Raw genomic sequence first — 25466 nt, 5'->3', positions numbered from 1 at the left:
AGGTCACCTCACTCGGGTGTGGCGGTTATGGCCATTGACCAGCAGCTCCAGTTGCAACTGCTCCGTGTGGTTGTTGACCTGCACGTGGCAGTCCAGCCTGAAATGCAGTTCCAGCGGGGCATGACAATCGGGTACAGCCTTGAGCGCGCGCACGTGCACACGCGGCTCAAAGCGCTGAATGGTGCGGCGGATGTCCGCGCTCACCTGTTTCAGGAGGTCGCCACTGCTTGCGTCGTGCCCGTTGAAGTCACTCAGGCCCAGTTCAGGGCTGCTTTGCGAGCAACCCTGGCGAGCATTGAGCAGCGTTTCCAGGTGGCGCTTGATGGCGGCGAACTTCTGGGTAGCGTTCTCTTGCCTGGAGGGCACCCGGTTTGCGTGTTGATCTGTCACCAAACGGTCGAAAAAACCACTCATTGGGTATCAAGCCGACCTACCAGGGAAATCTCGAAATTCGCCCCCATGTACTTGAAGTGCGGGCGCACGGCGAGCGAGACCTGATACCAACCCGGATCACCGGCAACGTCCGACACCTCAACCTTTGCAGCACGCAACGGGCGACGGCTGCGCACATCGGCTGACGGGTTCTCCTGGTCGGCAACGTACTGCCTGATCCATTTGTTCAGTTCGGACTCAAGGTCCTTGCGCTCTTTCCAGCTACCGATCTGCTCGCGCTGAAGCACTTTGATGTAGTGGGCCAGCCGGTTGACGATGAACAGGTAGGGCAACTGGGTGCCGAGCTTGTAGTTGGTTTGCGCTTGCAGGCCTTCCGGGGTCTTGGGGAAGTTCTTCGGTTTTTGTACCGAGTTGGCCGAGAAGAACGCGGCGTTGTCGCTGTCCTTGCGCATGGTGAGGGCAATGAAGCCTTCTTCGGCCAGTTCGAACTCCTTGCGGTCGGAAATCAGGACCTCGGTCGGAATCTTGGCCTGCAGCTGACCCAGGGACTCGTACAGGTGCACCGGCAGGTCCTCGACGGCACCACCCGACTGCGGGCCGATGATGTTCGGGCACCAGCGGTAGCGGGCAAAGCTGTCATTGATGCAGCTGGCCAGCAGGAAGGCGGAGTTGCCCCACAGATAGTTGTCGTGCCGCCCGGCGATGTCCTCGTCGTAGGTGAAGCTCTGGACCGGGTTTTCTTGCGGGTGATAGGCAGAACGCAGCATGAATCGCGGCCCGGTCAGCCCGGTATGACGGGCATCCTCGCTTTCACGGAACGCACGCCACTTGGCATGCCGGGGGCCGGCGAAAATGTCCTTGATCTCCTTCAGATTGGGCAGCTCTTCAAAGCTGCTCAGGTTGAAGAACTCAGGAGAGGGCGCAGCGAGAAAAGGTGCGTGTGCCATGGCACCGACCGAGGCCATGTAACTCAGCAGTTTTATATCGGGAGAAGATGGGCCGAAGCTGTAGTTGCCAACCATCGCTGCAACGGGTTCACCACCAAATTGGCCATAACCTGCGGTGTAAACATGCTTGTAGATGCCGCTGCAAGTGATATCGGCGGCATTCTCGAAGTCATCGAGCAAGTCATCTTTGCTGACATGCAAGACTTCAAGCTTGATGTTCTCGCGGAAGTCGGTTCGGTCGACCAAGAGTTTGAGGCTGCGCCACGCGGATTCAAGTTGCTGGAACTCGGGTTGATGCAGGATGGCATCCATCTGCTTGCTTAGCAGCCGATCCAGTTCAGCGATCATCTGGTCGACGCGATGTTTGTTGATGAGTTGATCAGGGTCATGGCTTTTAAGGATTTCGGCGATAAAAGCAGATACACCCTGGCGAGCGACTTGATAGCCCTCTTGAGTAGGCACCAGCCTGGTTTCTGCCATGATCTGATCGAGCAGGGTGGCGTTGCTCAGTGTTTCGGTTGTTGTTTCAACCGCGACGGTCGTGCTGTTTTGCTTTGGCATGGGGACGCTCCGTTGTCTCAGTCTTCTTTTGGCGCCTCGAGCACCAGGTCAAGTTCTTCTGCCAGTTGTTTGCGCGCCTGTTCGTTATTCAGCAGGTGCTGCAGTTGCTTGCGGAAAGTGGGCACATTGCCCAGCGGGCCTTTCAGCGCGACCAATGCCTCGCGGAGCTCCAGCAGCTTGTTCAGCTCCGGTACCTGGCGGGCGATGCTGTCTGGCCCGAAATCGTTCATGGACTTGAACTGCAGGTTGACCGCCAGCTCTGCGTCGGGGGCAGTGCTGAGCATGGATGGCACTGACATGGCGAGGCTGACATCGGCGTCGCTCAACACATCGTTGAAACTGTGTTTGTCGATTCGCATGATCGAACGGTCTTCCAGCGCGCGGGCATCATCCAAGCCGAAATCGCCTAGTACCAACATCTTGTGTGGCAGCTCCACCTCGGCTTGTTCGCCGTCGGTGGCCGGTACGTACTTGATGTTTATGCGTTCTTTGGGTGCAACGGAGCCCGAGCGTTTATTCATGGGTGTCAGCCTTCGTGAAGTTTTGATATATGTAGGAAGCATCCTACAAAGTTGTGTTTAAATTTAAACGTAGTTGGCTTCTCGCTATGTGCGTGTAAAAAACCATGCACCGAAAAAATATTGTGCGTCGAGCGTGAAAGTGTAAGGAAATATTTGGTTGTGAATATTGTTTTGTCTGTACTAGCCTTTGTTTTGTTTCGATGCTCCACTATCCGGTAGTTATATTTGATGACTACTGTAGAAGCGTGACTGATCAGTCGGATAGCGCTGTTGCCATATTTGATGAGTGAGTGAAATCAATGATTGTCCGCTATGCATATGGCGTTGGGCTTTCGATGTTGCTCTCCCTGGCGCCAAGTTTGGCAAGCCAGACTAGGGACTGCCCGCGGATCGTTTCCAACGTCGAGCGCCTGGCTTGTTTCGACCAGGCCGCTGGCACGCCGGCGCATGTGACGAAACTGCAATGGTCCGCGCCGGAGCAGGATTCGCCCACGCTGCGTCGTGTGATGACCCATGAGGCGGGGCGGCCGCCGGAGGAGCTGACGTTTCGCCTCGAAAAAGGGGATGACGGGCTGATGATCTCAGCGCCCGCAATCGCTGCGGTCGCACCGTACCCCTACCTGGTGATCAGTTGTGTGCAGAACATTTCCAGGTTGCAACTGGTTACCGCACAACCCATCGATTCCCGTCGGGTGATGGTGCGATTGCAGGGGGAGCGTGGCTCCACTCTCGCTACACCCTGGCAGGTGACGGAAAACGGTCAGGTGCTTGACGCTGGCAGGGGATTGCCGGGCATCGAGCAGATCAAGCCACTGATCGGGGCCCATCGTATTCAGGTCGAGAGCGACAACCCGGCCGTCGATGGGCTGGTTTTCGACGCTCAGGGGCTGGACCCACTCATCGATGAGGCGCGCAAGGCATGTCGCTGGTAGAAGAGGTCACCGCAGAGGAAATTGCCCGGTTGCTTGCCCCCATCGACGCGCAGAACCCTGCCGGGCTGTTCGACGTGGAGAACGAAACCTACCAGGCCATCGACCAGGAAATGGTCAAGCTGGGTGGGTTGCAGGAGCCGTCCATCGACTGGGCGTATATCGAAGAAGCGTCCCGCCAGTACCTGGGCCAGGAGTGCAAGCACCTGCGCATCGTCGCCCATCTCGGTGTCGCCTGGCTGCGCAGCCAATGCTGGGAGCGCTGGGTTTTTACCCTCGCACTGCTGGCCGGCATGGTCGAAGCCTATTGGGAAAGTGCATACCCGAAACCGGGCCCCAAAGGGTTCCTCGGCAAGCGCAAGCTGGTTGGCCTGATGCTCAACCGTCTGCTCGTGGCGTTGCCGCGCCTGGACCGCTTCACGTTCAGCCCCGCGCACGCCGCGGCGGCTCAGGGCGCGCTGCAACGTCTGCACCAGCAGCGGGAAGCAGCGCAGCTCGATGAAGCGGCCCTTGGCGAACTGGAGCGCCTGCTACGCAAGCACACGGAGCTTTCAAACGGCCGTGCCGAGCCTGCCACGGACAAGCCCCCTGCAAAGGGCATCAAGGCTGCGCCACTGGCCGAGGTCATCGCCACGCCGACTCCCCGTGTGTCGTTGGGCAACGAGCGGGAATCACGAAGGGCCATGCTGACCATGGCCGAGCTGATCAATCAACAGGACCCGTACGATCCTGCTGGCTACCAGTTGCGTCGGTTCGGCTTGTGGGCACACATCCAGGCGCCGCCTCAAACCAGGCAAGGCAACCGCACGGAGCTGATGGCGGTGCCGCAGGACATTGCCGGTGACTATGAAGATGCCATTGCCGCTACTGCAATCGACGCGGCACTGCTCCAGCGGATCGAAAAGAGCGTGACGGCTTGCCCCTACTGGATTCGCGGCAGTTTTCTGGCAGCGAGTGCTGCCACGCGGCTGGCGATGGGCGAGGTAGCTGAGGCCATTCGCGCTGCGACCGCGCGGTTCGTGCAGCGCATGCCCGCGCTGCAGCAGTTGTGCTTCAGCGACGGCAAGGTATTTGTCGATGACCAATGCCTGGCGTGGCTCAGGGGGGCGCAAGGGCAATCCGATTCGGGCGCAGCCTCTCAGGAATTCGCCACGTTGCGAGAGGAACTGGCCTGCCAACTGGAAACGAGCGGCGTAGAAGCGGTGTTGCTCAGGCTGCAGGGCATGCAGGTGGACTTCCGCAGCCTGCGTGAGCGCTGCCATACCACCGTGATCGCGGCTGATCTGCTGGCTGCTCGGGGCGTGTCCTGGCTGGCCCAGGACTTGTGCGCAGGCGTTGCCCGAACGATGCAGGAAAGCACCGCCAGCGCCTGGGAGCCTGAGGTGTTTCAACGCCTTCAGCAGCACGCGTGCACTGTCCCTCGCGGGTTGATTGGAACAAGGAACGGGAGTCACGATGAATCAACTGTGGAAGCATCTTAAACGTTGGGGCTTGCCCTTGGTGGTCCGTATCGGCCTGGCCATGCCGCTGCTGCTCGGGCTGGGGGCCGCATTGATGCTGGTTGCAATCTGGTGGCTTGGCCCGCAATGGGTCTGGCACGAGCAGCAGCCGCTGGCTAGCGTGGCGCATCGCGGTTTGGCCAGCCTGACGCTTGTATTGGTGCCGCTACTCTGCTGGCTTGTGGTGCTGCGCAGGCGTTTTCGCCGTTTGCAGGCCGAACGCAAGCAGGCGGTGGACGCTGAACTGGACAACGTGTTGCCGTTCGTCCAGGCACAAGAGAAAGCCTTGGACCAAGGGCTGGCACGCTATCTGGACAATGCGGGTGGCAGGCGTGCCTTGTACCGACTGCCGTGGTATCTGGTGGTGGGGGACCAGCAGGCCGGCAAGACCAGTTTCATCGACCGTACCGAACAGAGTTTTTCCCTGACCCGCATCGACAAGGCACAAGCGCGAGGCAGGCAAGCGCAGGTGCTGGCTTATCCGATAGGCTGGTGGGTCAGTAACGATGCGGTGATCATCGACCCGCCGGGCGCTTTCGTCCGCCAGGAGTCGTTGGCAGGTTCATCAGCCGAGGAGTCGGACACGTCGAAAGCACCACCCGCAACCTCGGCCAGGTTGTGGGAACACATGCTGGGCTGGTTGGTGCGTAACCGAAGCCAGAGGGCACTCAACGGCTTGCTGTTGGTCGTTGACCTGCCTGCGCTATTGCATGGCACGCCTGAGCAACGTGTCGCCTTGGCACATGTGCTGCGCACGCGTCTGTATGAAGTGAGCAGTCAGTCGGGCTCGCGCCTGCCGCTGTATGTGGTCCTGGCCAAATTCGATCTGCTGGACGGTTTCGATCAGCTGTACGCCGGGCTTCCCGCCGCCATGCGGGAAAACATGCTGGGGTTCACCTTCAAACTGGATGCGGTCGGCACGTTCGATGCCTGGCTGGATGAATATGGCGATCATTACGACCGGCTGATCAGTCAATTGTTTGAACAGGTAGTGGATCGGCTCGATGTATTGGGCGGTGCGCCATTGCGTGTTCGCTTGTTCTCGTTGCATGCCCAGTTGATCGGGCTGCGTCCGATACTGCTGGATTTCCTGAAGGAAACCCTCGCAAGTGACCGCTTCACCACGCCTGCCTTGGTACGTGGCGTGTACTGGTCTTCGGTCTTGCAGCAGGGCGACATGCTCAATGCGTTCGTGCGTGAGGCGGCACAGCCGTACAAGACCGAGTTTCCGCTGCGTGAAGGCAAGGCGCAGGGGCAGGCGCTGGTCTACTTCATTCAGCACGCCTTCCGGCGAGTCATCTACCAGGAGGCCGGCCTTGCCGGGGACAACATCAAGGTAGCGCGCAACAAACGTCGGTTGCTCTGGGTTGGTTCTGCAGTAGGCGTGCTGGCCTTCTGTGTCGCTATCGCCAGTTGGCAACGCTACTTTGACATCAATGGCGCCAAGGCCGCCAACGTGCTTGCCAAGAGTAGGGAGTACAGTCATCACGAAGTGGACCAGCGTCTGGACCCCACCGGGCGCAACCTGCTGGAGCCGCTGGACCAGATACGCGATGCCGTGTCGGTGTTTGGCAACTATCGTGCCGCGTGGCCGGGTGTTTCCGACCTTGGCTTGTATCAGGGGCGCGCCATTGGCCCTCGCGTCGATGAGGCCTACCTGAGCCTGCTCTCCAGGCGTTTCCTGCCAGCCTTGGCCAGCGGTGTGATCGATGCCATGGACGCCGCGCCGCCGGGCAGCGAACAGCAGATGGCTGCACTTCGGGTTTATCGAATGCTGGAGGACCGCCAGAGCCGCCGCCCCGAATGGGTCGAGGACTGGATGGCCCGGCAGTGGCAACAGAAGTTCCCCGGGCAGGGGCAATTGCAACGCGACCTCATGCGGCACCTGAAGTATGCCTTGGCCTATGCCGATACCGAACTTCCGCAGTACAGCCAGCGTATGGCGCAGGTGCAGCAGGTGCTGCGCAAGGTACCGTTGCCAGAGCGGGTCTACGCGAGCCTGAAACAGCAGGCTGGCGAGCAGTTGAATGCTGGCCTGGACCTGCGTCATCGGGTGGGGCCAGCGTTCGATGTGGTGTATCAGGCCTCTCCCGGCCTCAAGCAGGGCGATGGTGTCCTGATAGCACCAATGCTCACCGCCAAGGGCTTCAAAGAGTACTTCGAGCCCCGTAGCCAGCGCTTTGCAGATATGGCGATGATCGACCAGTGGGCACTGGGAGAGCGCGACCAGTTCGATTACTCGGATGCCGACCGGGAGGCGCTGGGCGAACGGCTACGGAACCTGTACAGCGCCGATTTCATTGACAGTTGGCGTCGTGCCTTGAACGCCTTCTCGGTGGCCGACTTCCGCGACCTGGATCATGGTGTCGCGATCCTGGAGCAGTTGACCGGGCCAGCAGCACCCCTGCATCGGTTGTTGGACACAGTGAGGGACAACACTTCGCTTTCATCAGCCTTTGGCGCTCAGGCGCCTGGAGAGGTCGAAGAGGCGCGACCCACAAGTGGCAGGCCTGATCAACAACAAGCCTGGGCGATTCAGCGGGCCTTTGCCGGGCTGAGTGCCATGCTGCAGGCAACCGGTGAGAAGCCCAGCTACTACGATGAGACGCTCGGTGCCATCGCGGCCGTGCACGACTATGCCAAAGCGGTTCAGGACAGCCCGGACCGAGGCAAGGCCGCACTCCAGGCCGTGCATCAGCGATTCTCGATGACCGGGCAAGACCCCATCGGCACCCTGCAGAGGGTGGCCACCGGCTTACCGGAACCGATCAACCACCAGGTCAGAAAAATGGCCGATCAAACAGCACAAGTGCTGAATGTCGAAGCCCTGCGCGAGTTGGAGCGACGCTGGGACGCCGAGGTTTACAGCTTCTTCCAGCAACGCCTGGCAGGGCGCTACCCCTTCGTCGTGAAAGCTCCCGACGCTTCGCTGGACGACTTTGAAGCCTTCTTCGGGCCGAAGGGGCGGCTGCAGCAATTTCATGATCAATACCTGAGGGTCTTCCTGAAAGATAACCTCGAAGCGTTGCAGGCCGGCCAGCATGGGCAGTCACTGATCCGCAGTGATGTGCTCGAACAACTGGAGCGGGCAGATCGTATCCGTGAGACCTTTTTCGATCAGCGCGGCAACCTGAGTGTGCAGTTCAGCATCGAGCCGTTGGGCCTGAGTGCCAACCAGCGTACAAGCTTGCTGGACCTGGACGGTCAACTGATTCCCTACACCCATGGCCCAAGCCAGATCACCGGTATCGTCTGGCCCAATACCTTGGGGCAGCAGGTGCGCAGTAACCTGACCTTGCTCCGGCAGAACGGAAACAGCAGCAGCCTTGAGTACCGTGGCCCCTGGTCGATGTTCCGCTTGCTCAGCCGTGGTTCGCTCAACGGTCGCACGGCGACCAGCGTGGACCTGAGCTTCAGGGCCGGCGATGGCGTGATGCGCTACAGGCTTAACGCGCAGAAAGCCTTCAACCCTATCACGCAAGAGCCTTTCAAAGGTTTCCAGTTGCCACGAGGGTTGTTGCAGAAGTCGCCCAAGCTGGGGCCGACCACGCAGGCCGGCTTGTGAGGGTTGGCTTGGGAGTACGGTGCGTACCCGTCACCCATTGCGCTGGCGCCCCCAAAGTTGCGCCGACAGCAGTTGAAGGCGCTCGGCCAGCTTGGCGACATGGGCGGCAGTGGTGCGACTCTGGTTGCTGGCAAGCACGCTTTTCTGGGTGGTTTGACTGATATCGGCCAGGTTGCACTGAATGCTGTCACCCACCGCGCTTTGTTCCTCTACGGCGGCAGCGATCTGCACACTCATGCCGCTTATCTCATCGACGCGCTGGGTGATCCCGTCCAGCGCCCGGGCGGCCAGCAGTGCCTGCTCGACACTGACGCCGGCCTTGCTGTGGCTGCGCTGCATCGCAAGTACGGCATCCCCGGTGGAGCGTCGCAAGGTATCGATGGTGCCCTGGATATGCGCGGTGGATTGCTGGGTCCGCGAAGCCAGCCCGCGCACCTCGTCGGCGACCACTGCGAAACCGCGGCCGGCCTCGCCGGCGCGGGCAGCCTCGATGGCCGCATTGAGGGCAAGCAGGTTGGTCTGTTCGGCGATGCTTTGAATGACCTCGAGTACGCGGTCAATTTCATTGCCATGCTGTTCCAGTTGATGAATCACCATGCTGGTCTGTTGTACCTCGCCGGCGAGGCTATCAATGTGCTGGCGGGTCTGCTCGACCAGTTGGTGGCCGCGGTCGGATTCCTGGTTGGCCAGGTTCGCGGCGCTGGCGGTGAGCTGAGCGTGGCGCGCCACTTCCTGCACACTGCTGGCCATCTGCGTTATCGCGCTGGCTACCTGGGCAGTTTCCCCCTGCTGGCGGAGGGTCGCGCAATTGTTGTTGTCCACTGCGCAGACGAGCTCTTCGGCTTCCTTGCTCAACTGGCGGGACGAATCGGCAATGCGTCCGACAATTGCCCGGGTCTCGGCCTCGAGCATTTGCAGGGTGAAATCGATCTGGCCAAATTGGTCGCGGCGGCCACTGTAGAGTATCTGGCTCAGAGGGTTGTTGGCGATATTCCTGGCTTTTCGGGCAAGGGCGTCCAAGGGGCGCAGGCTGAAGCGCAACACGCCGCCGAGCAGCAAGCTCGATAGCATCATGGAGAGGGCGGCATGATTCCAGGACAACGCGCCCAGCAAGCCCAAGGCCGCAAAACACAGCAGGTTCACGCCAGTGCTGACAAGTGCCAGGCGCATGCCGACGGACAGCCGTGACATACGCAGGCAGTTGGTGTTTTTACCACTACGCAACTGTGCGTAGAGATGTTCAGCGGCTTGCACCAGCGCTTTGGCCGGTAGCGTGCGAACCGATTGGTATTCCACTGTTTCGCCATTGCGCTGCATCGGCGTGACGTAGGCACTGACCCAATAGTGGTCACCATTCTTGCACCGGTTTTTTACCAGCCCCATCCACGAGCGCCCATCCTTGAGTGTCTGCCACATATGCGCAAAGGCTTCCGGCGGCATGTCCGGGTGGCGCACTATGTTGTGATTGACGCCGAGCAATTCCGCTTCACTGAACCCGCTGAGGTTGATGAAGTCGGGATTGACGTAGGTGATGGCGCCCTTGGGGTTGGTTGTTGAAAGAATGTTCGCGTTTGCGCTGAATTCGACGGCACGACCACTGACCGGAAGATTGTTTTTCATTGTTTTTCTCCTGAACTGACTGGTACGCGCCGCGTAATTGCGCTTCCCTCGAAACGGTCTTCTGTGCTGAGCAGGTGTTGTATCTGGGCGGCGGGTTGTGGCCGGCTGAACCAGTAGCCTTGTGCGTAGTGGCAGCCTTCACCGACCACGAATTCGAGTTGTGCCGAACTCTCGATGCCTTCGGCCACTACTTCCAGGCCGAGGCTACGGCCGAGAACGATGATCGCCTGGCTGATCGCGCGCTGTTTGTTCTCGTGAGGAACGCCGGTGATGAAGCTCTTGTCGAGCTTGAGGATGTGCAGCGGAAAGCGCGTGAGGTAGCCAAGCGAGGAGTAACCCGTGCCAAAGTCATCCAGCGCCAGCAGGACACCAAGGCTGGTCAACTCATGCAGGCAGGCCAATGTGTCCATGTCGTCATGCATCAGTTGGCTTTCGGTGATCTCCAGGATCAGGCTGGCGGGAGGCAGGCCGCTTTCTTGCAGGATATCGATCAGCCAGAGGGTGAAGTCGGCTTGTTGCAATTGGGTGCTGGAGATGTTCACCGAGCAGCGCAGGTGCTCATGCCCGGCCAGTTGCCAGGCCCGGGTCTGTTGGCAGGCCTGGCGCAGTACCCATTCGCCGACGCGGATGATCTCTCCCGATTCCTCCAGCGCAGGAATGAACTCCAGTGGCGAGATCAAACGTTCGCCGTGGCGCCACCGCAACAGCGCTTCGACCCCGGTCACCAGCGGTGCCCCTTGGTCCAGGCGATAGATCGGTTGGTAGTACAGCTCGAATTCGTTATGTTGCAGTGCCTGGCCTAGCGCGGACTCCAGTTCCAGATGCTGTTGTGCGGTGTCTTGCAATGTTTCGTCGTAGTGGGCGAAGCGCGCCTTGCCGGCGGACTTGGCTCGGTAGAGGGCAAGGTCGGCAGCCTGCAGGACATCCAGGGCTTTGCCATTGTCGTGCAATGGCGCGATGCCGATGCTGGCGCTGACTACCAAGGTACGACCGTCCATGTGCAGCGGTTGATGCAGATTGTCGAGGATGCGTTGGGATATCTGCTCGGCGTCGCGGTCGCAGGTGAGGTCATGAAGCAGGACGATGAATTCGTCGCCGCCGAAGCGGAACAGTTGGTCAGTAGGGCGCAGCGACTCTTTCAAGCGCATTGCCACTTCCACCAGCACGCGATCACCGACATTGTGGCCGAGGCTATCGTTGATCAGCTTGAAGCGGTCGAGATCGATGAACAGCAGCGCCTCGTAGTCACCGCCCTTGCGCTGCTTCCTGAAGGTCTTCTGCATCTGCTCGTCAAGCCGGATGCGGTTGGCCAGGCCGGTCAACGGGTCGTGCTGGGCGGTATGTTGGAGGCGCTGCTCGGCATCCTTGCGTGCACTGATATCGGACTGCGAGCCGGCCATGCGTAGCTCACCAGGGGGCGTCATTTCGGCGACCCCTCGCACGAGGACCCAGATGTAGTCACCGTTGTGCTTGCGGATGCGGTACTCATGGTGAACGGACGATGTCAGCCCTTGTAGATGCGCATCGATGGCATGGCGAAAGTCCGGCAGGTCGTCCGGGTGCACGCGACCGAACCAACTGGAACTGCTCTCGCCGATGCTATCGCGGCTGAGGCCGAGCATGCTGGCCCAGCGCTCCGAAACGTAAAGCCGATCCTGATCGACATGCCAGTCCCACAGCCCATCGTTGGCACCGCGTAGCGCGCGGGCGAAGCGAGCCTCGCTGTCTTCCAGCGCCTTGTGCTGGGCCGCGCTGTAGGTATCGATGGCCAGCGTCATGTCGAAGAACACCGCCTTCAACAGGCTTGAATAGAGCGTGGCATCCGGGCTGTCGCCGAACACGCTTTCAAGCATGTCGTCGAGGTACAGCCGATAGCTGCCGAGGTACCACTTCAGTTCCAGGCCGATCTGCTGATGGATCACCCCGATGCGCAGGCGGCCGTTGACGTAGGTTTCATCGTATGGACCGCCCCACAGGCACTGATAGTACTGAGCCTGGCTCTGCTTCAAACGAGCGGTGACCTCCGGCGTGCGTAGCAATGCAGAAGGGGTGGAGAATTGCGCCAGGTGACGGTACAGATGGTCGACGAAAGCCTGCTGGGACGGGGCCATGTACCGAGCTGCTGCGCCTAGTCGCCTGGCATCTTCGGCGCTCCAGTCGAGAAAGCGAAAGCGTTCGGCAATCTCCGCCTGGTCGAGACGGATACGCTTGAGTAATTCCTCGAGGTCTTTTGTCACCTTCATTCACATCCCCCGGTGTTGGAGAAGATTCCTTTTTGCTGAACAAAAAAAAGCGCCGTGACAACAAGTTCAGTTCGAGAACTTGTTGTCACGGCGCTTCGTCTTTCAGGCCTATTATCCTGCTCGGCAAAGCCGGTTCCCGCAGGGCGGAACCTGGTGATGGCACATTCACATCATTGGCGATCTTCCGACAATTTATCCAGCAATGCAACCAAGCGTCGCCGCAGTAGCCCCAGTTCGCGGGATTTGAAGGCGTGTCGGGTCTGTTCGAGCACCTCGGTGGCATCCAGCAAAGCAGCCTGTACCTGCCCGGCCGAGCCCAACTGAGCTTCGCCGAGCCAGCGGCAAAGCGGGACGGCGCTGCAATTGCCAGGTGTACTCAGCACCTCACAATCGGGTGCTATAGGCGCCAACAGCTGGCGCAGTTGATCGGCCAGTTCAAGATTGTTGCAGATAATTCTGGTTGCCTGGTTGGACTCGCTCATCAAACTGCATTCCCATATGTTTGGTGTGCTGTTTACAACACCGCCTATGGTGTTTGATTGATTCAGGTCAGTGCTGAAACCTTTCCACTTGCCCTGTGAGGCCTTTCAGTGCGAACAGCGCTCCTTGAAACCGAGCGCCGTGTGGCGGCGCTCTATTTCGGAAGCGTAATGGACGTGCCATCAAACACATTGCTGCATGGTCAGTACCTGAACTCGACCCCCACGTAAGCGCCAATCCCATCCCCTGGCCAGAACGACGCAGTATCCTGCCCGCGCGCGTTGTATACCGGCGTCACCGCCGTCACGTACGCCTTGTTCGCCAGGTTCTTCAGGTCCAGCGACACCTTCCAGTTGCCCTTCGGCGCCTCATACCCCAGGTTTGCCCCCCAGATGGTATACGACGGCGCATACAGGGTATTGGCATAGTCCACTGCCGTGCGCGAGGCCGACTGCACGTTGACGCCGGTGTACCAGCCGCTGTGGTCCTGGTACTGCAGCTCGCCCTGGTAGATGTGCTTGGGCACGCCCGGCAACTGGTTGTCGCCGAAGGTTTCGTCATGCCGGTAGTAGAAGTCGTTGTAGGTGTACACCTGGCGCCAGCGTACCAGGTCGCCCTGAGAGTTTTCCCAGAGTCGGGTGTTCAGGCCGGCCTCGACACCCTGGTGGATGGTCGGTGAGGCAGTTCTCGACGTTGGGGGCTGCCAGTTATCAGGACGTGCCCGGTGAGCGCTCAGCGGCGGCCAGTTCGTTGTCGGCGATGTCCGTGCAGCTGACCATGGCCATGTCGGTGAGCCTGGCAGGGGGGGCTGTTGGGGATGCTGGCCGGGTTGGATGGGCGTAGCGAAACCTCGGTGGCAGATATCGCAGCGGTGATGTTGCTGTGCGCTGCCATGTGCGGAATTTCCGGTTTGGTGTTCCGGCGTTTGGCGGACTAGTCAGCATGCGAACACCACGTTCGTGCGCGATGCCGCGCTGCGGATATGGTCCTGCATCGCACGCTGCGCCCCGGCCTGGTTGCCACGGGCAAGCTGGCGCAGGATCTTGCGGTGCTCCTGCCAGGTCTCCATGGCGCGTTCCGGGCGAATGAACGGCAGCTTTTGGCTCTCCAGGAAAATGTCCTGGTTGGTGGTGATCACCTGCAGCATGGCGTGGTTGCCACTCGCTTCCAGCAGGCGACGGTGAAAGGCGAAGTCCAGTCGCGCTGCGGCCTCGAAATTGCCGGCGCGCAGCTCCTGGCGCATCGACTCGACATTGGCTTCGAGCGCATCGATGTCCGCTGCCGTCAGGTACAGCGCCGCCAAGCTGGCGGCAAACCCTTCGAGTGCATAGCGCAACTGGAACGTATCGATGGCGGATACCTGTTCGGCATAGGGCCAGGAGAAACCGGTAACGGGTGGCGGCGCCTGGACGAATACCCCCTTGCCCGGCTGTACGCTCACCAGCCCCAAGGCGCTCAAGGAGGACAGCGCCTCGCGCAGTGAGGCGCGGCTTACACCCAACTGCTCTGCCAGGTCACGTTGGGAGGGCAGGGCATCACCAGGCTGGTAGTCGCCGTCCTGGATCAGCCTGCGGATAGCCTGCAAAGCGATTTCCGGAACTGCACGGGGGAGTGTGTCGAGCATCTGTTCAGACCAGCTGGCAAGGGGTCTGCGCTTTTTAAAGGCTTTACCGGTTGCCTGGCAAGCCTCGCCCCACGCTGACGCAACGGGGCAGGTGGCTGCACGAAAGGGGGGCGAAGGCAGAGCGATTGGCGCTATCTGTTCAGACCAGTAAGACCGCGTGATGCCCACGGGCGAAAGCGTATTCCGGGGCTGCCGGGCAACACTGGCACGGCCTGTGCTTTTCGGGCTAGGCAACTTCTTCGCATGCACCCGAGGCATTTTCCATGAAAAACATCCGTACCCTGTTTCTGGCCACCCTGCTTTGCGGCGGCGTCATGAGCGTTTCCCATGCCCAGGCCGATGCGCTGGCCGACATCACTGCCCGGGGCGTGCTCAAGGTTGCCGTACCCCAGGACTTCCCTCCCTTCGGCTCGGTAGGGCCGGACCTCAAACCCCGCGGCCTGGACATAGACACCGCACAACTGCTGGCCGACAGGCTCGGCGTCAAGCTGGCGCTGACCCCGGTCAACAGCACCAACCGCATTCCGTTCCTCACGACCGGCAAGGTCGACCTGGTGATTTCCAGCCTGGGCAAGAACCCGGAGCGAGAAGCGGTGATCGATTTTTCCCGCCCCTACGCACCGTTCTACCTGGCAGTGTTCGGGCCGGCCGAGACGTCGGTCGACGATATCGGTGCCGTTGCCGGCAAGACCATCAGTGTCACGCGTGGCTCGATCGAGGACATGGCGTTATCCGCGGTCGCCCCACAGGGTACGATCATCAAGCGCTTCGAGGACAACAACTCGACCATTGCCGCCTACCTGTCGGGCCAGGTCGAACTGATCGCCAGCGGCAGTGTGGTGATGGCTGTCATTGCCGAGAAGAATCCGGGCAAGGTGCCGGTGATGAAGGTCAAGCTCAAGGACTCGCCCGTGTATGTGGGCTTGGCCAAGCAGGAGCCGGCCTTGCTCGAAAAAGTCAACGCCACCCTGGATGCGGCCAAGGCCGACGGCAGCCTCAATCGCAATGCCGAAAAATGGCTGAAGCAGCCATTGCCGGCCGACCTTTGAACGGCCCTGGAGTCGCTGACCCATGGCCTATCAATTTGACTTTTCCCCGGTGCTGGCTCAAGGCGGCCTGCTGCTCGAAGGGGCTGTGTTCACGCTTGAGCTGACGTTGATCGGCACACTGTTCGGCGTGGCCATCGGTGTGCTTGGCGCGGTGGTGCGCGCCTGGCGACTACGGCCGTTCGATGCCCTGTTCGGCCTTTACGTGGAGCTGATCCGCAACACGCCTTTCATCGTCCAGTTGTTCTTCATCTTCTTCGGCCTGCCCGCGCTTGGCGTTCGTTTGACGGAATGGCAGGCGGCGGTACTGGCGATGGTGATCAACCTTGGCGCCTATTCCACCGAGATCATTCGGGCGGGTATCCAGGCAATCCCCAGAGGGCAACTGGAGGCTGCTGCGGCGTTGGCCATGAGCCGTTTCGAGGCTTTTCGCCATGTGGTGCTGCAACCGGCACTGGCCAAGGTCTGGCCGGCCCTGTCGAGCCAGATCGTGATCGTCATGCTCGGGTCGGCGGTGTGCTCGCAGATCGCCACGGAGGAACTGTCGTTCGCTGCCAACTTCATCCAGTCGCGCAACTTCCGGGCTTTCGAGACATACCTGCTGACCACGGCCTTGTATCTGGTCATGGCCATCCTGGTTCGTCAGCTGCTGGCATGGTTCGGCCGGCGCGCTTTGACGGGGAGACGCTGAATGGATTTCACCTTGTGGGACATCGTGCGCAACCTGCTCGCAGGCTTGCAATGGACCTTGCTGCTGTCGCTGGTGGCATTCGTCTGCGGTGGTATTGCCGGGCTGTTGCTGCTGTTGGCGCGCATCTCCGCTAGCCGGTTGCTGCGTGGCGCGGCGAGGAGCTACATCGAGCTGTTCCAGGGGACGCCACTGCTGATGCAGCTGTTCATGGTGTTTTTCGGCATCGCCCTGTTCGGTATCGATGTGTCGGCCTGGATGGCGGCGGCCATCGCCTTGACGCTGTTCACCAGTGCCTTTCTCGCCGAGATCTGGCGGGGATGCGTCGAGTCCATACCACATGGCCAGTGGGAGGCCTCCGGCAGCCTGGCCATGAGCCGTCTGGAGCAGTTGCGCCACGTGATCCTGCCCCAGGCCCTGCGTATTGCCGTCGCACCGACAGTCGGGTTCTCGGTGCAGGTGGTCAAGGGCACGGCGGTGACCTCGATCATCGGTTTCACCGAGCTGACCAAGACCGGCGGCATGTTGGCCAACGCCACCTTTGAACCGTTCCTGATCTACGGTCTGGTGGCCGTGGGTTACTTCGTCCTTTGCTACCCGCTCTCGCTGAGCGCCCGTTACCTGGAGAGGAGGCTGCATGCCCCTGCTTAGAGTGTCCGCATTGCACAAGTACTATGGCGACAACCACGTGCTCAAGGGTGTCGACCTGGCGATCGAGGAAGGCGAGGTGGTTGCCATCATCGGCCGTAGCGGTTCCGGCAAGAGTACCTTCCTGCGAACCCTCAACGGTCTGGAGTCGATCAGCGACGGGGTGATCGAGGTGGATGGCGAATACCTGGATGCCAGCCGCGCCGACTTGCGCTCGCTGCGGCAGAAGGTCGGCATGGTGTTCCAGCAGTTCAACCTCTTCCCTCACCTGACCGTGGGCCAGAATGTCATGCTTGCGCCCCAGGTGGTGAAGAAGGCCGGCAAGGCCGAGGCCCGCCAGTTGGCCGAGCAGATGCTCGCCAGGGTTGGCCTGGGCGACAAGTTCGACGCCTACCCGGACCGCCTTTCCGGCGGCCAGCAGCAGCGGGTGGCGATTGCCAGGGCGCTTGCCATGTCGCCCAAGGTATTGCTGTGCGACGAGATCACCTCGGCGCTCGACCCCGAGCTGGTCAACGAGGTGCTCGGTGTGGTGCGCCAGCTGGCCAGTGAAGGCATGACCCTGATCATGGTCACCCATGAAATGCGTTTTGCCCGGGAAGTCGGTGACAAGCTGGTCTTCATGCATCAGGGCAAAGTCCACGAGACGGGCCATCCGCGCGAGGTTTTTGCGGCACCCCGAACAGCAGAGCTGGCGAACTTCATCGGTAGCGTGGCAGGAGGTTAAGGAGCATCGTGTTGCCCTGCGATGGCGCCAATGCCGATTCGGCGCGGCCTCTTACCCCGCGTGCCTCAGGATGTAGCGAATGAAGGCATCCAGTTTGGGTAGCGCGCTGCGCTGGCGCAGATAGACCAGATTGACCGGGCGGGTAGCGGGCAGGAAGTCGTCAAGCAACGTGACCAGACGCCCTTCGCGAAGGTCTTCGGCTACCAGGAACTCGGGTTGCAGCAGGATCCCGTTGCCTGCCAGGGCGGCCAGCCGCAGTGCCTGGCCATCGTTGCTTTTCAGCACCCAGTGTTCCGGCCAGGGGTATTCCTTCCCAGCGTCCAGCAAGGGCCAGGTGAAACGGTTGGTCCATGTGGAGTGCGCCAGTAACCTGTGCCCGGCCAGGTCTGCCGGTACGGCTGGGTGCCCGTGCCTGTCCAGGTAGCCGGGGGCGGCGCAGATTACCATGCGATAAGGGCGCAGCCCTTTCGCCACCAGATCGACATCGCCCAGGTTGCCAATGCGAAAAGCCGCATCGAAGCCCTCCGCCATCAGGTCGACGACACTGTTGCTGAGCACCAGGTCAATGCGCACGTCCGGGTGCTCGGCGAGGAAGCCGGCAACCAGCGGCGCAACCAAGGACGAGCCCAGGGTCATGGGGGCACTGACGCGCAGTAATCCGCTAGGGGCCTGTTGCAAGCTTTCGACGCGCTCATATGCCCGGCGAACCTGATCCAGGGCCTGCTTGGACTCTTCGTAGAACATGCGACCTGCTTCGGTGACATGCATGCGCCGGGTACTGCGCTGGATCAGTTCGACCTGCATCGCATCTTCAAGCTGGCGGATATACCTGCTCACCATCACCACGGACAGTTCCAGATGCTCGGCCGCCTGGCTGAAACTGCCCTGTTCGGTGACGCTGACAAATACCTCCATGGCGCGCAGGCGGTCCATCTTTTAACTCCAGGTTAAAGATAATTGAACGGTAGCTTTATTTATTAACAAATTGTTTTTTCTTAACGTGATGAGTGTCAAGTCATCAATGAGGTACGCCCGTGGCGCCCTTGCACTCTCTGCTCGATCATTTCCCACAAATCAGCCTGGTTGACCGGCCAACACCTATCCAGCGGCTTGAAGGCCTTGAGCGTTCGCTGGGGCTGGTGAAGCGCGGTATCAAGCTGTTCGCCAAGCGTGACGATTACATGGCCCTGGGCGGCGGTGGCAACAAGCTGCGAAAGCTTGAGTTTCACCTTGGCGAGGCCCTTCGAGACAAGGTGGATGTGGTCGTGACAATGGGCGGGCTGCAATCCAATCATGCACGTTTGACTGCGGCAGCCTGTGCGAAGCTGGGCATGCGTTGCGAACTTGTGCTGGGCCGTGCCGTCCCCCGGGACGATGAAGAGTACGAGCACAACGGCAATATGCTTCTGGATGCGCTGTTCGGGGCCGTCGTGCATATCGTGCCTGAAGGCTTTACCACGGCGAGTTGGGCCGACACCCGTGCGCAGGAGCTGCAAATGCAGGGCTGCAAGGTCAGGGTTATTCCTACCGGCGGCTCGACAGCCGTGGGTTGCCTGGGCTACGCCAAGGCTGCGCTGGAAATTGCCCGACAAGAAGCCAGCATGGGCCTTGAGTTCACGCACATGGTCATGGCCAATGGCAGTTCCGGCACCCATGCGGGCATGGCCGCCGGGTTTGCTGCGATGGGGCGTGCGCCGGGCTTCATCAAGTCCTTCGCGGTACTGGCCGAAGCGCCTGAGTCGCACCGTCGCACGCTTGAGCTTACCCGGCAGACCTTGGAGCTGCTTGGCAGCGAGCAGGTTATCGAGCCGTCAATGATTGCCGTCGATGGTGCACATCGCGGCGCGGGCTATGGTGTGCCAACGAAGGCCATGCTGTCGGCGTTGCAACTCATGGCCCGTTCCGAGGGGCTGTTGCTTGATCCGGTCTACTCCGGAAAAGCGTTCGCCGGCCTGGTCGCCGACCTGGAAAGCGGCTTGTACGCACAGGGCGACAACATCTTGCTGCTGATGACCGGAGGGGCACCGGGGATCTTCGCCTATCGGTCGGCCCTGCAGGGCGCATAGATACAAGTGCGCAGGGTATTTATGCCTGCGCATGATGAATGTGGGGCTACCTTGAGTAGGCGCACCCGCGGCTGTCGTTTCAATTACCTGAGGTCGTGTGAAATGAGTAATCCGATTCAAGTGCCCAGGATCGCCGATCAAGGTACTGAAGATGTTGATGCCGTCGAGACGAACGAATGGCTGGATGCCCTGGAGGGCGTCGCTCGCACCGAGGGCAGTGGGAGGGTGGAATTCCTGCTGCAACGCCTGGCCGAGCATGCCGGCCACCTGGGGGCTCGAATCGCTGCCAACCCATACTCGCTTTACCAGAACACCATCGCCGTGGAACAGCAACCGGAGTACCCCGGTGATCTGGCGATGGAAGAGCGCATTACTTCGATCATCCGCTGGAACGCGCTGGCCATGGTGGCCAAGGCGAACATGGCTTATGGCGAGCTGGGCGGCCATATCGCCAGTTACGCCTCTGCCGCGGAAATCTTCGAAGTGGGCTTCAACCATTTCTTCCGCGCCGATACTGCACAAGGCAAAGGCGACCTGGTGTATTTCCAGCCGCATTCCGCGCCAGGTGTCTATGCGCGCGCTTTCCTGGAGGGCCGGCTGGAGCAACAGCAACTCGAGCGTTATCGGCAAGAGGTGGATGGCGGCGGGCTGTGCTCCTATCCCCATCCGTGGCTCATGCCAGACTTCTGGCAGTTTCCGACAGGCTCCATGGGCATCGGCCCGATCAGCTCGATCTATCAGGCCCGCTTCCTGCGTTACCTGCAACACCGTGGCATTGCCTCGACCGAAGGCCGCCATGTCTGGGGGGTGTTCGGCGATGGCGAGATGGATGAGCCGGAGTCGGTCGCAGCATTGTCGCTTGCCGCTCGGGAGAAGCTGGACAATGTCACCTTCGTGATCAACTGCAACCTGCAGCGGCTTGACGGGCCTGTGCGCGGTAACGGGCAAATCATCCAGGAGCTGGAGTCGCTGTTCAAAGGTGCTGGCTGGAACGTTATCAAAGTGGTCTGGGGCTCGGGCTGGGATGCCCTGTTCGCCCGGGACCACCACCACGTTCTGCTGCGCCGCCTGGCCAGCACCGTCGATGGCCAGTACCAGGCCCTGGGTGCCAACGATGCAGCCTACAACCTTGCGCATTTCTTCGACCTCGACCCGGAGCTGCACGCGCTGGTCGCTCACATGAGCCCGGCCGAAATCGATGGCCTGCGTCGCGGCGGCCACGATTTTCGCAAGTTGCACGCTGCATTCGACGCAGCGAAGCGCCACAAGGGGCACCCGACGGTCATCCTGGCGAAGACCAAGAAAGGCTTCGGTATGGGCCAGGCCGGGGAATCGCGCAACACCGCGCACCAACAGAAGAAACTGGACGTCGAGGCCCTCAAGGCGTTTCGGGACCGTTTTGCGCTGCCACTGGATGACCAGGCGGTGGAGGAGATGCGCTTTTATCGACCGCACGATGACAGCCCCGAACTGCGCTACTTGCATGCCCGCCGGCAGTCGCTGGGTGGCTACCTGCCTCGACGCAGCAGCCTGGCCCCCAGCATCGCCGTACCACCACTTGCTGACTATGCCCGGTTCGCCCTGGCCCCCGACGATCGGGAAATCTCCACCACGATGGCTGTGGTACGGCTCTTCACCAACCTGCTCAAGGACAAGCAACTCGGCCCACGCATAGTGCCCATCGTGGCCGACGAGGCGCGTACCTTTGGCATGGCCAATCTGTTCCGCCAGGTTGGCATCTATTCACCCGTTGGCCAGCTCTACGAACCGGAAGACGCCGGTGCATTGCTGTACTACAAGGAATCCACCGACGGCCAGTTGCTGGAGGAGGGCATTACCGAAGCCGGTGCTGTCTCTTCGTGGGTCGCCGCAGCGACTTCCTACAGCGTCAACGGCGAGCCGATGCTGCCGTTCTATATCTACTATTCGATGTTCGGTTTCCAGCGCATCGGCGACCTGATCTGGGCGGCTGCCGACCAGCGCGCCCGTGGTTTCCTGATCGGCGCCACCGCTGGCCGCACCACCCTGGCAGGCGAGGGCCTGCAACACTAGGACGGTACCAGCCAGCTCATCGCCTCGACGGTGCCTAACTGCCGCGCCTACGACCCGGCGTTCGCCAGCGAAGCGGCCGTGATCATCGACCATGGCAGCCGACGCATGCTCGAGCAGCAGTGCGATGAGTTCTACTACCTGACGGTGACCAACGAGAACTACACCCAGGCCCCGCTGCAGGACAGCGAACACGACGATGTGATCCGCGGCATGCGCCTGTACGGCATGCGCGGAACGGAAGAGCCAGCGGTACGCCTGTTGGGTTCCGGCGCAATCATGCGGGAGGTGATTGCCGCCGCCGAGCTGTTGCTGCAGGACTGGGGTATCAGCAGCCAGATCTGGAGTGTCACCAGTTTCTCGGAGCTGGCACGCGATGCTCGCGAGGTAGAGCGCCAGCGCCTTTTCGGCAGCCAGTGCGAAGGGCAGAGCCACTTGCAGCATTGCCTGCCCGGGCCTGTGCCGGTGGTGGCGGCGAGTGACTACGTGCGCGCCTATGCCCAGTTGATCGCTGCCCATGTCAGCGCGCCGTTCACTGCCCTGGGTACCGATGGCTTTGGCCGGAGCGACACGCGCTCGGCATTGCGTCGCTTCTTCGAGGTTGATCGTCAGCACATTGCCCTGGCGGCATTGGCAGGCATCGATCCTGGCAAGCACGCCGCAGCGCGGCTGCGTTATGGCATCGACGCACATGCCGAGGCACCCTGGAACCGCTGAGCCTCGGCCAGCCTTGGCGTGGCTTATGCCATCCGGCGTAACGCCACGGCCTTGGCCCCGCCAGGTACCAGCATGCCGCAGCAGCAGTTCGAATGAAGATTTCTCGGTGTTGCATAAAAGGTCTCAAGTCGTTCGAAATATGACTTGGACGGTCTTGGTGGGTGGCGCATAGGATTGCAGCCACTGGAGTTCACAACCGACTCCCTCATCAGGAAAATGCACATGAACCTCAAATCCCTTATCGCCAACCCGCTGGGCTTCGGTACCGCCCCACTGGGCAACATGTTCCGCAACGTGCCTGAAGACGAAGTACAGGCTACCGTCGATGCCGCCTGGAACAACGGTGTGCGCTACTTCGACAGCGCGCCTTTCTACGGTGCCGGCCTCTCCGAAAGCCGCCTGGGCAATGCCCTGGTCGGTCGCCCACGTGACGAGTACGTGCTCAGCACCAAGGTTGGTCGCATCATCCTCGACGAACTGGAAGACCCGGCTGCCCGTGAACTGGGCGAAAAAAGCGGCCTGTTCGAGCACGGCAACCGCAACCGCATCGTCAACGACTACAGCGCCGACGCCACCCTGCGCTCGATCGAAGACAGCCTGCGCCGCCTGAAGACCGACCGCCTGGACATCGTCTGGATCCACGACATCGCCCAGGACTTCTACGGTGACGAATGGCTGAGCCAGTTCGAAGTCGCCCGTACTGGTGCCTTCCGCGTACTGACCCGTCTGCGTGAAGAAGGTGTGATCAAGGCCTGGGGCCTGGGTGTGAACCGCGTCGAGCCGATCGAGCTGACCCTCGACCTGGAAGAAGCCCGTCCGGACGGCTTCCTGTTGGCCGGCCGCTACTCGCTGCTGGACCACGACCGCGCACTGCAACGCGTCATGCCGCAAGCGGTGGAGCAGGGTGTCGGCATTGTCGTGGGTGGCCCGTACAGCTCGGGTGTTACCGCCGGCGGCGAGCACTTCGAGTACCAGAAAGCCACCCAGCCGGTGCTGGCCAAGCTCGAGCGCATCCGTGCCGTGGCCCGTGCCCATGGCGTGGATGTGAAGGCGGCGGCCCTGCAGTTCGCCCTGGCACACCCGGCCGTGGTCTCGGTGATCCCGGGCTCCACTCGCCCGGCGCACGCCCACGAAGACCTCGCCGCCCTGAGCAAGGTGATTCCGATAGCCTTCTGGAACGACCTGCGCCAGCAAGGGCTGATCAACGCCCAGGCTCCGGTACCTGCTGTTTGAACCGATCTTGCAGGGCCGCATTGCGGCCCTGTCTACCCCGAATCAATGGGGCCACGCCCCGAGGAGAATCACCATGGCAACTGCACAAGCTTCCATCACCCTGGCAACCGATGCCAACCGCGTCTGGCAACTGATTGGCGGTTTCGACGCGCTGCCCGACTGGCTGCCGTTCATCCCCGAAAGCACCCTGAGCGAAGGCGGCCGCGTTCGTACCCTGAAGAGCGTGGCTGGCGACACCATCATCGAGCGCCTGCTGGACTTCAACGAAGCCGGCCGCAGTTATAGCTACACCATCCTCAGCGGCCCAGCGCCAGTACGTGACTACCAGTCGACCCTGCGCGTGGTGGCTGAAGGTAGCGGGTCTCGTGTGGAATGGTCCGGGTCGTTCGTGCCGGTGGGTATCAGCGATGCTGAGGCAACTGCGCTGTTCGCTGGTATCTATGAAGACGGCCTGGCGGCGCTGAAGAAAGGGCTGGAAGGCTAAGCGGTTTTCTGGAAGGGCTTGCCCGGCGACAGTGTCAGGATCCGAATCCCGAGACGTCGCTGGGCGCTCGCTGTCCAGTCAGCAGAAAGCTATATGGCATCTGACCTCATCGGTAATAAGTGATAGGGAAAGGTCCTACAACTCCATCGGAGGTTTCGCTGCCCGGTCCGGGTTGTACATCTTCAGGGTATCGCTACCATCAGGGCTCGGCGCTTTCAGGGAGATTCCAGTGACTATTTCCGGGCCCTTGGGGTCACTCAATAGCTATCTGTGCTCGGCCTTGTTGATTCTGTTGTGTCTATTGGGTGTATTCCCGCTGGATGTAATCCTGCCATCATTCCCGGCGCTCGCAGACGAGTTTCACGTCGAGTCACAGCAGATAGCCTACTCGGTGAGCTTCTTTGCGTTTGGTGTTGCCTTGGCGCAACTGGTGATCGGGCCATTGTCGGATGGTATGGGGCGCAAGCGGTTGTTGCTCGCTGGGCTGGGTGTGTCCATTGCAGGGGCGGTGGGTTGTGTATTTTCAACCCGCTATGAGACGTTCTTGGCGTTCCGTTTGCTGCAGGCCGTGGGGTGCGGGAGTTTCGTGCTGGGCCAGGCGCTTGTGCAGGATCTGTACAGTGGTAAACAGCGCAATGCCATGCGGATCCTGCTGACCAGCGCAAGTGGGCTGTTCATTTCGTTGTCACCGGTCGCAGGCGCTTTTCTCCAACAATTCTTTGGCTGGAAGGGCAGCTTTACGGTATTCGCTTTCATCGCCGTGATCGTTTCATGCCTCTCCTGTGTATTGTTGCAGGACACGCCTGTATCCCGAGGCCGTTCAGGCATGAGCAGCTATTGGGTCCTGCTGCGTGATACGACCTTTCTTGCGCACTCCCTGCTGTCCAGTTTCGCGTTTGCCTGCCATTTTTCCTTCATCGTTGTCGCGCCATTGGCGTTGATGGACAGCCTGGGGCTGACGCCCTATCAATTCTCGGTGGTATTTATTGCCTATGGGCTTGCGTATATCGCAGGAGGGGCAGCCGCGACCTACTTGAACAATCGTGTAAGTCCGCAGGTTCAGATCAAGACAGGGTTCCTGCTTATAGCTGCCGGGGGCATCACACTGGTGATCTGGGAACAGGTAGCAGGATTGACGGTGGCGGGGCTGCTGCTGTCGATGATCATCTGCACGACCGGGACAACGCTGGTGCGTCCGGCTGCAACGACCCAGGCCTTGGCGCGTTACCCGCAGCAGGCCGGTGCGGCTGCGTCGCTCAATACGACATTGTTGTTCGCAGGTGGTGGTCTGGCTGGCAGTCTGGTTGCTGGCGTCGAAAGCGCGTTGCCGATGGGCCTGGGGCTGCTGTTCCTGGGTGCCAGCTTGTGCGGATGGCTACTGCTTGCATGCCTGATGGAAACGCTGACCAGCACTCGAACTTGATAGCAA

At 60.9% G+C, this 25466-nt stretch carries 20 protein-coding genes and 1 pseudogene; 12 read left to right on the top strand and 9 right to left on the bottom strand.

All coding sequences use genetic code 11. The features are described from left to right. Nucleotides 1-3: 3 nt before the first annotated feature. The 3 genes from tssE to tssB are packed head-to-tail and all read right to left on the bottom strand — an operon-like array spanning nt 4 to nt 2422. On the bottom strand, nt 4-414 hold the full coding sequence (gene tssE / locus V3314_RS21185; RefSeq protein WP_085599496.1) for a type VI secretion system baseplate subunit TssE: 411 nt from the start codon (nt 412-414) through the stop codon (nt 4-6). Beyond that, a complete protein-coding gene (tssC, locus tag V3314_RS21180) occupies nt 411-1901 on the bottom strand; it encodes a type VI secretion system contractile sheath large subunit (RefSeq protein ID WP_338459604.1) in 1491 nt (496 codons plus the stop codon). Before tssC ends, tssE begins: the two co-directional genes overlap by 4 nt. Nucleotides 1902-1918: 17 nt before the next feature. Beyond that, nucleotides 1919-2422 (bottom strand): type VI secretion system contractile sheath small subunit, encoded by a 504-nt coding sequence (gene tssB, locus V3314_RS21175; protein ID WP_338459603.1) that lies wholly within the window; start codon nt 2420-2422, stop codon nt 1919-1921. Between the two features lie 299 nt (nt 2423-2721). On the opposite strand from tssB, the gene vasI reads away from it, so the two are divergent. Genes vasI through tssM form a run of 3 tightly spaced genes read left to right on the top strand, consistent with a single transcriptional unit; the run spans nt 2722 to nt 8415 of the window. Then, nucleotides 2722-3354 (top strand): type VI secretion system-associated protein VasI, encoded by a 633-nt coding sequence (vasI, locus tag V3314_RS21170; protein ID WP_338459602.1) that lies wholly within the window; start codon nt 2722-2724, stop codon nt 3352-3354. Further along, the gene (gene tssA, locus V3314_RS21165) at nt 3342-4832 is read left to right on the top strand and encodes a type VI secretion system protein TssA (RefSeq protein ID WP_338459601.1); all 1491 of its coding nucleotides are present in this window, start codon (nt 3342-3344) and stop codon (nt 4830-4832) included. The genes vasI and tssA overlap by 13 nt, the downstream gene beginning before the upstream one ends. Then, complete coding sequence (gene tssM / locus V3314_RS21160) at nt 4807-8415, top strand: type VI secretion system membrane subunit TssM (RefSeq protein WP_338459600.1); 3609 nt, start codon at nt 4807-4809, stop codon at nt 8413-8415. Before tssA ends, tssM begins: the two co-directional genes overlap by 26 nt. 30 nt (nt 8416-8445) lie before the next feature. Here tssM and V3314_RS21155 read toward each other — a convergent pair whose 3' ends face one another. From V3314_RS21155 to V3314_RS21135, 5 genes are all read right to left on the bottom strand, one after another. After that, a complete protein-coding gene (locus tag V3314_RS21155; protein WP_338459599.1) occupies nt 8446-10035 on the bottom strand; it encodes a PAS domain-containing methyl-accepting chemotaxis protein in 1590 nt (529 codons plus the stop codon). Further along, on the bottom strand, nt 10032-12278 hold the full coding sequence (locus V3314_RS21150) for an EAL domain-containing protein (protein ID WP_338459598.1): 2247 nt from the start codon (nt 12276-12278) through the stop codon (nt 10032-10034). The genes V3314_RS21155 and V3314_RS21150 overlap by 4 nt, the downstream gene beginning before the upstream one ends. A gap of 170 nt (nt 12279-12448) precedes the next feature. Next, a complete protein-coding gene (locus V3314_RS21145) occupies nt 12449-12760 on the bottom strand; it encodes a hypothetical protein (RefSeq protein ID WP_046615611.1) in 312 nt (103 codons plus the stop codon). Between the two features lie 200 nt (nt 12761-12960). After that, nucleotides 12961-13404 carry a TonB-dependent receptor gene (locus V3314_RS21140; protein WP_338460328.1) on the bottom strand — a complete coding sequence of 148 codons (444 nt, stop codon included), beginning with the start codon at nt 13402-13404 and terminating at the stop codon, nt 12961-12963. A gap of 291 nt (nt 13405-13695) precedes the next feature. Next, entirely contained in the window at nt 13696-14382 is a 687-nt protein-coding gene (locus V3314_RS21135) for a FadR/GntR family transcriptional regulator (RefSeq protein ID WP_135001648.1), read from the bottom strand. 263 nt (nt 14383-14645) lie between these two features. On the opposite strand from V3314_RS21135, the gene V3314_RS21130 reads away from it, so the two are divergent. From V3314_RS21130 to V3314_RS21115, 4 genes are read left to right on the top strand one after another with little or no spacing between them, the layout of a single operon-like run. Further along, a complete protein-coding gene (locus V3314_RS21130) occupies nt 14646-15431 on the top strand; it encodes a transporter substrate-binding domain-containing protein (protein WP_085599452.1) in 786 nt (261 codons plus the stop codon). Between the two features lie 22 nt (nt 15432-15453). After that, complete coding sequence (locus V3314_RS21125) at nt 15454-16119, top strand: amino acid ABC transporter permease (protein WP_046615616.1); 666 nt, start codon at nt 15454-15456, stop codon at nt 16117-16119. Continuing rightward, nucleotides 16120-16767, top strand: a complete 648-nt coding sequence (locus V3314_RS21120) for an amino acid ABC transporter permease (RefSeq protein ID WP_046615617.1) — start codon at nt 16120-16122, stop codon at nt 16765-16767. Further along, the gene (locus V3314_RS21115) at nt 16754-17488 is read left to right on the top strand and encodes an amino acid ABC transporter ATP-binding protein (protein ID WP_046615618.1); all 735 of its coding nucleotides are present in this window, start codon (nt 16754-16756) and stop codon (nt 17486-17488) included. The genes V3314_RS21120 and V3314_RS21115 overlap by 14 nt, the downstream gene beginning before the upstream one ends. A 51-nt stretch (nt 17489-17539) precedes the next feature. On the opposite strand, the gene V3314_RS21110 is transcribed toward V3314_RS21115, so the two are convergent. Beyond that, nucleotides 17540-18421 (bottom strand): LysR substrate-binding domain-containing protein, encoded by an 882-nt coding sequence (locus V3314_RS21110; RefSeq protein WP_046615619.1) that lies wholly within the window; start codon nt 18419-18421, stop codon nt 17540-17542. A gap of 101 nt (nt 18422-18522) precedes the next feature. On the opposite strand from V3314_RS21110, the gene V3314_RS21105 reads away from it, so the two are divergent. The 5 genes and pseudogenes from V3314_RS21105 (at nt 18523) to V3314_RS21085 (ending at nt 25460) form a co-directional block, all read left to right on the top strand. Then, entirely contained in the window at nt 18523-19554 is a 1032-nt protein-coding gene (locus V3314_RS21105) for a D-cysteine desulfhydrase family protein (RefSeq protein ID WP_338459597.1), read from the top strand. Between the two features lie 102 nt (nt 19555-19656). Beyond that, nucleotides 19657-22320, top strand: a pseudogene (gene mdeB, locus V3314_RS21100) (alpha-ketoglutarate dehydrogenase). Between the two features lie 222 nt (nt 22321-22542). Further along, nucleotides 22543-23553 (top strand): aldo/keto reductase, encoded by a 1011-nt coding sequence (locus V3314_RS21095; RefSeq protein ID WP_046615621.1) that lies wholly within the window; start codon nt 22543-22545, stop codon nt 23551-23553. A 73-nt stretch (nt 23554-23626) separates the two neighbouring features. Next, the gene (locus V3314_RS21090; RefSeq protein ID WP_046615622.1) at nt 23627-24037 is read left to right on the top strand and encodes an SRPBCC family protein; all 411 of its coding nucleotides are present in this window, start codon (nt 23627-23629) and stop codon (nt 24035-24037) included. A 235-nt stretch (nt 24038-24272) separates the two neighbouring features. Further along, entirely contained in the window at nt 24273-25460 is a 1188-nt protein-coding gene (locus V3314_RS21085; RefSeq protein WP_338460327.1) for a Bcr/CflA family efflux MFS transporter, read from the top strand. The last annotated feature ends 6 nt before the right edge of the window (nt 25461-25466 follow it).

Origin of the sequence: Pseudomonas sp. TE3-3-F2023, assembly GCF_036784815.1 — a bacterium.
GTDB classification, from domain to species: domain Bacteria; phylum Pseudomonadota; class Gammaproteobacteria; order Pseudomonadales; family Pseudomonadaceae; genus Aquipseudomonas; species Aquipseudomonas pudica.
Note: the sequence above shows the minus strand (reverse complement) of the source record. Positions and strands in the feature narration are given on the sequence as shown.

Coding starts and splice junctions, on each gene's coding strand:
- V3314_RS21145 (WP_046615611.1), bottom strand. CDS start 12,760: ATGAGCGAGTCCAACCAGGCAACCAGAATTATCTGCAACAATCTTGAA.
- vasI (WP_338459602.1), top strand. CDS start 2,722: ATGATTGTCCGCTATGCATATGGCGTTGGGCTTTCGATGTTGCTCTCC.
- V3314_RS21115 (WP_046615618.1), top strand. CDS start 16,754: ATGCCCCTGCTTAGAGTGTCCGCATTGCACAAGTACTATGGCGACAAC.
- V3314_RS21155 (WP_338459599.1), bottom strand. CDS start 10,035: ATGAAAAACAATCTTCCGGTCAGTGGTCGTGCCGTCGAATTCAGCGCA.
- tssA (WP_338459601.1), top strand. CDS start 3,342: ATGTCGCTGGTAGAAGAGGTCACCGCAGAGGAAATTGCCCGGTTGCTT.
- V3314_RS21120 (WP_046615617.1), top strand. CDS start 16,120: ATGGATTTCACCTTGTGGGACATCGTGCGCAACCTGCTCGCAGGCTTG.
- tssE (WP_085599496.1), bottom strand. CDS start 414: ATGAGTGGTTTTTTCGACCGTTTGGTGACAGATCAACACGCAAACCGG.
- V3314_RS21125 (WP_046615616.1), top strand. CDS start 15,454: ATGGCCTATCAATTTGACTTTTCCCCGGTGCTGGCTCAAGGCGGCCTG.
- tssC (WP_338459604.1), bottom strand. CDS start 1,901: ATGCCAAAGCAAAACAGCACGACCGTCGCGGTTGAAACAACAACCGAA.
- V3314_RS21095 (WP_046615621.1), top strand. CDS start 22,543: ATGAACCTCAAATCCCTTATCGCCAACCCGCTGGGCTTCGGTACCGCC.
- V3314_RS21150 (WP_338459598.1), bottom strand. CDS start 12,278: ATGAAGGTGACAAAAGACCTCGAGGAATTACTCAAGCGTATCCGTCTC.
- tssM (WP_338459600.1), top strand. CDS start 4,807: ATGAATCAACTGTGGAAGCATCTTAAACGTTGGGGCTTGCCCTTGGTG.
- V3314_RS21130 (WP_085599452.1), top strand. CDS start 14,646: ATGAAAAACATCCGTACCCTGTTTCTGGCCACCCTGCTTTGCGGCGGC.
- V3314_RS21110 (WP_046615619.1), bottom strand. CDS start 18,421: ATGGACCGCCTGCGCGCCATGGAGGTATTTGTCAGCGTCACCGAACAG.
- V3314_RS21135 (WP_135001648.1), bottom strand. CDS start 14,382: ATGCTCGACACACTCCCCCGTGCAGTTCCGGAAATCGCTTTGCAGGCT.
- tssB (WP_338459603.1), bottom strand. CDS start 2,422: ATGAATAAACGCTCGGGCTCCGTTGCACCCAAAGAACGCATAAACATC.
- V3314_RS21090 (WP_046615622.1), top strand. CDS start 23,627: ATGGCAACTGCACAAGCTTCCATCACCCTGGCAACCGATGCCAACCGC.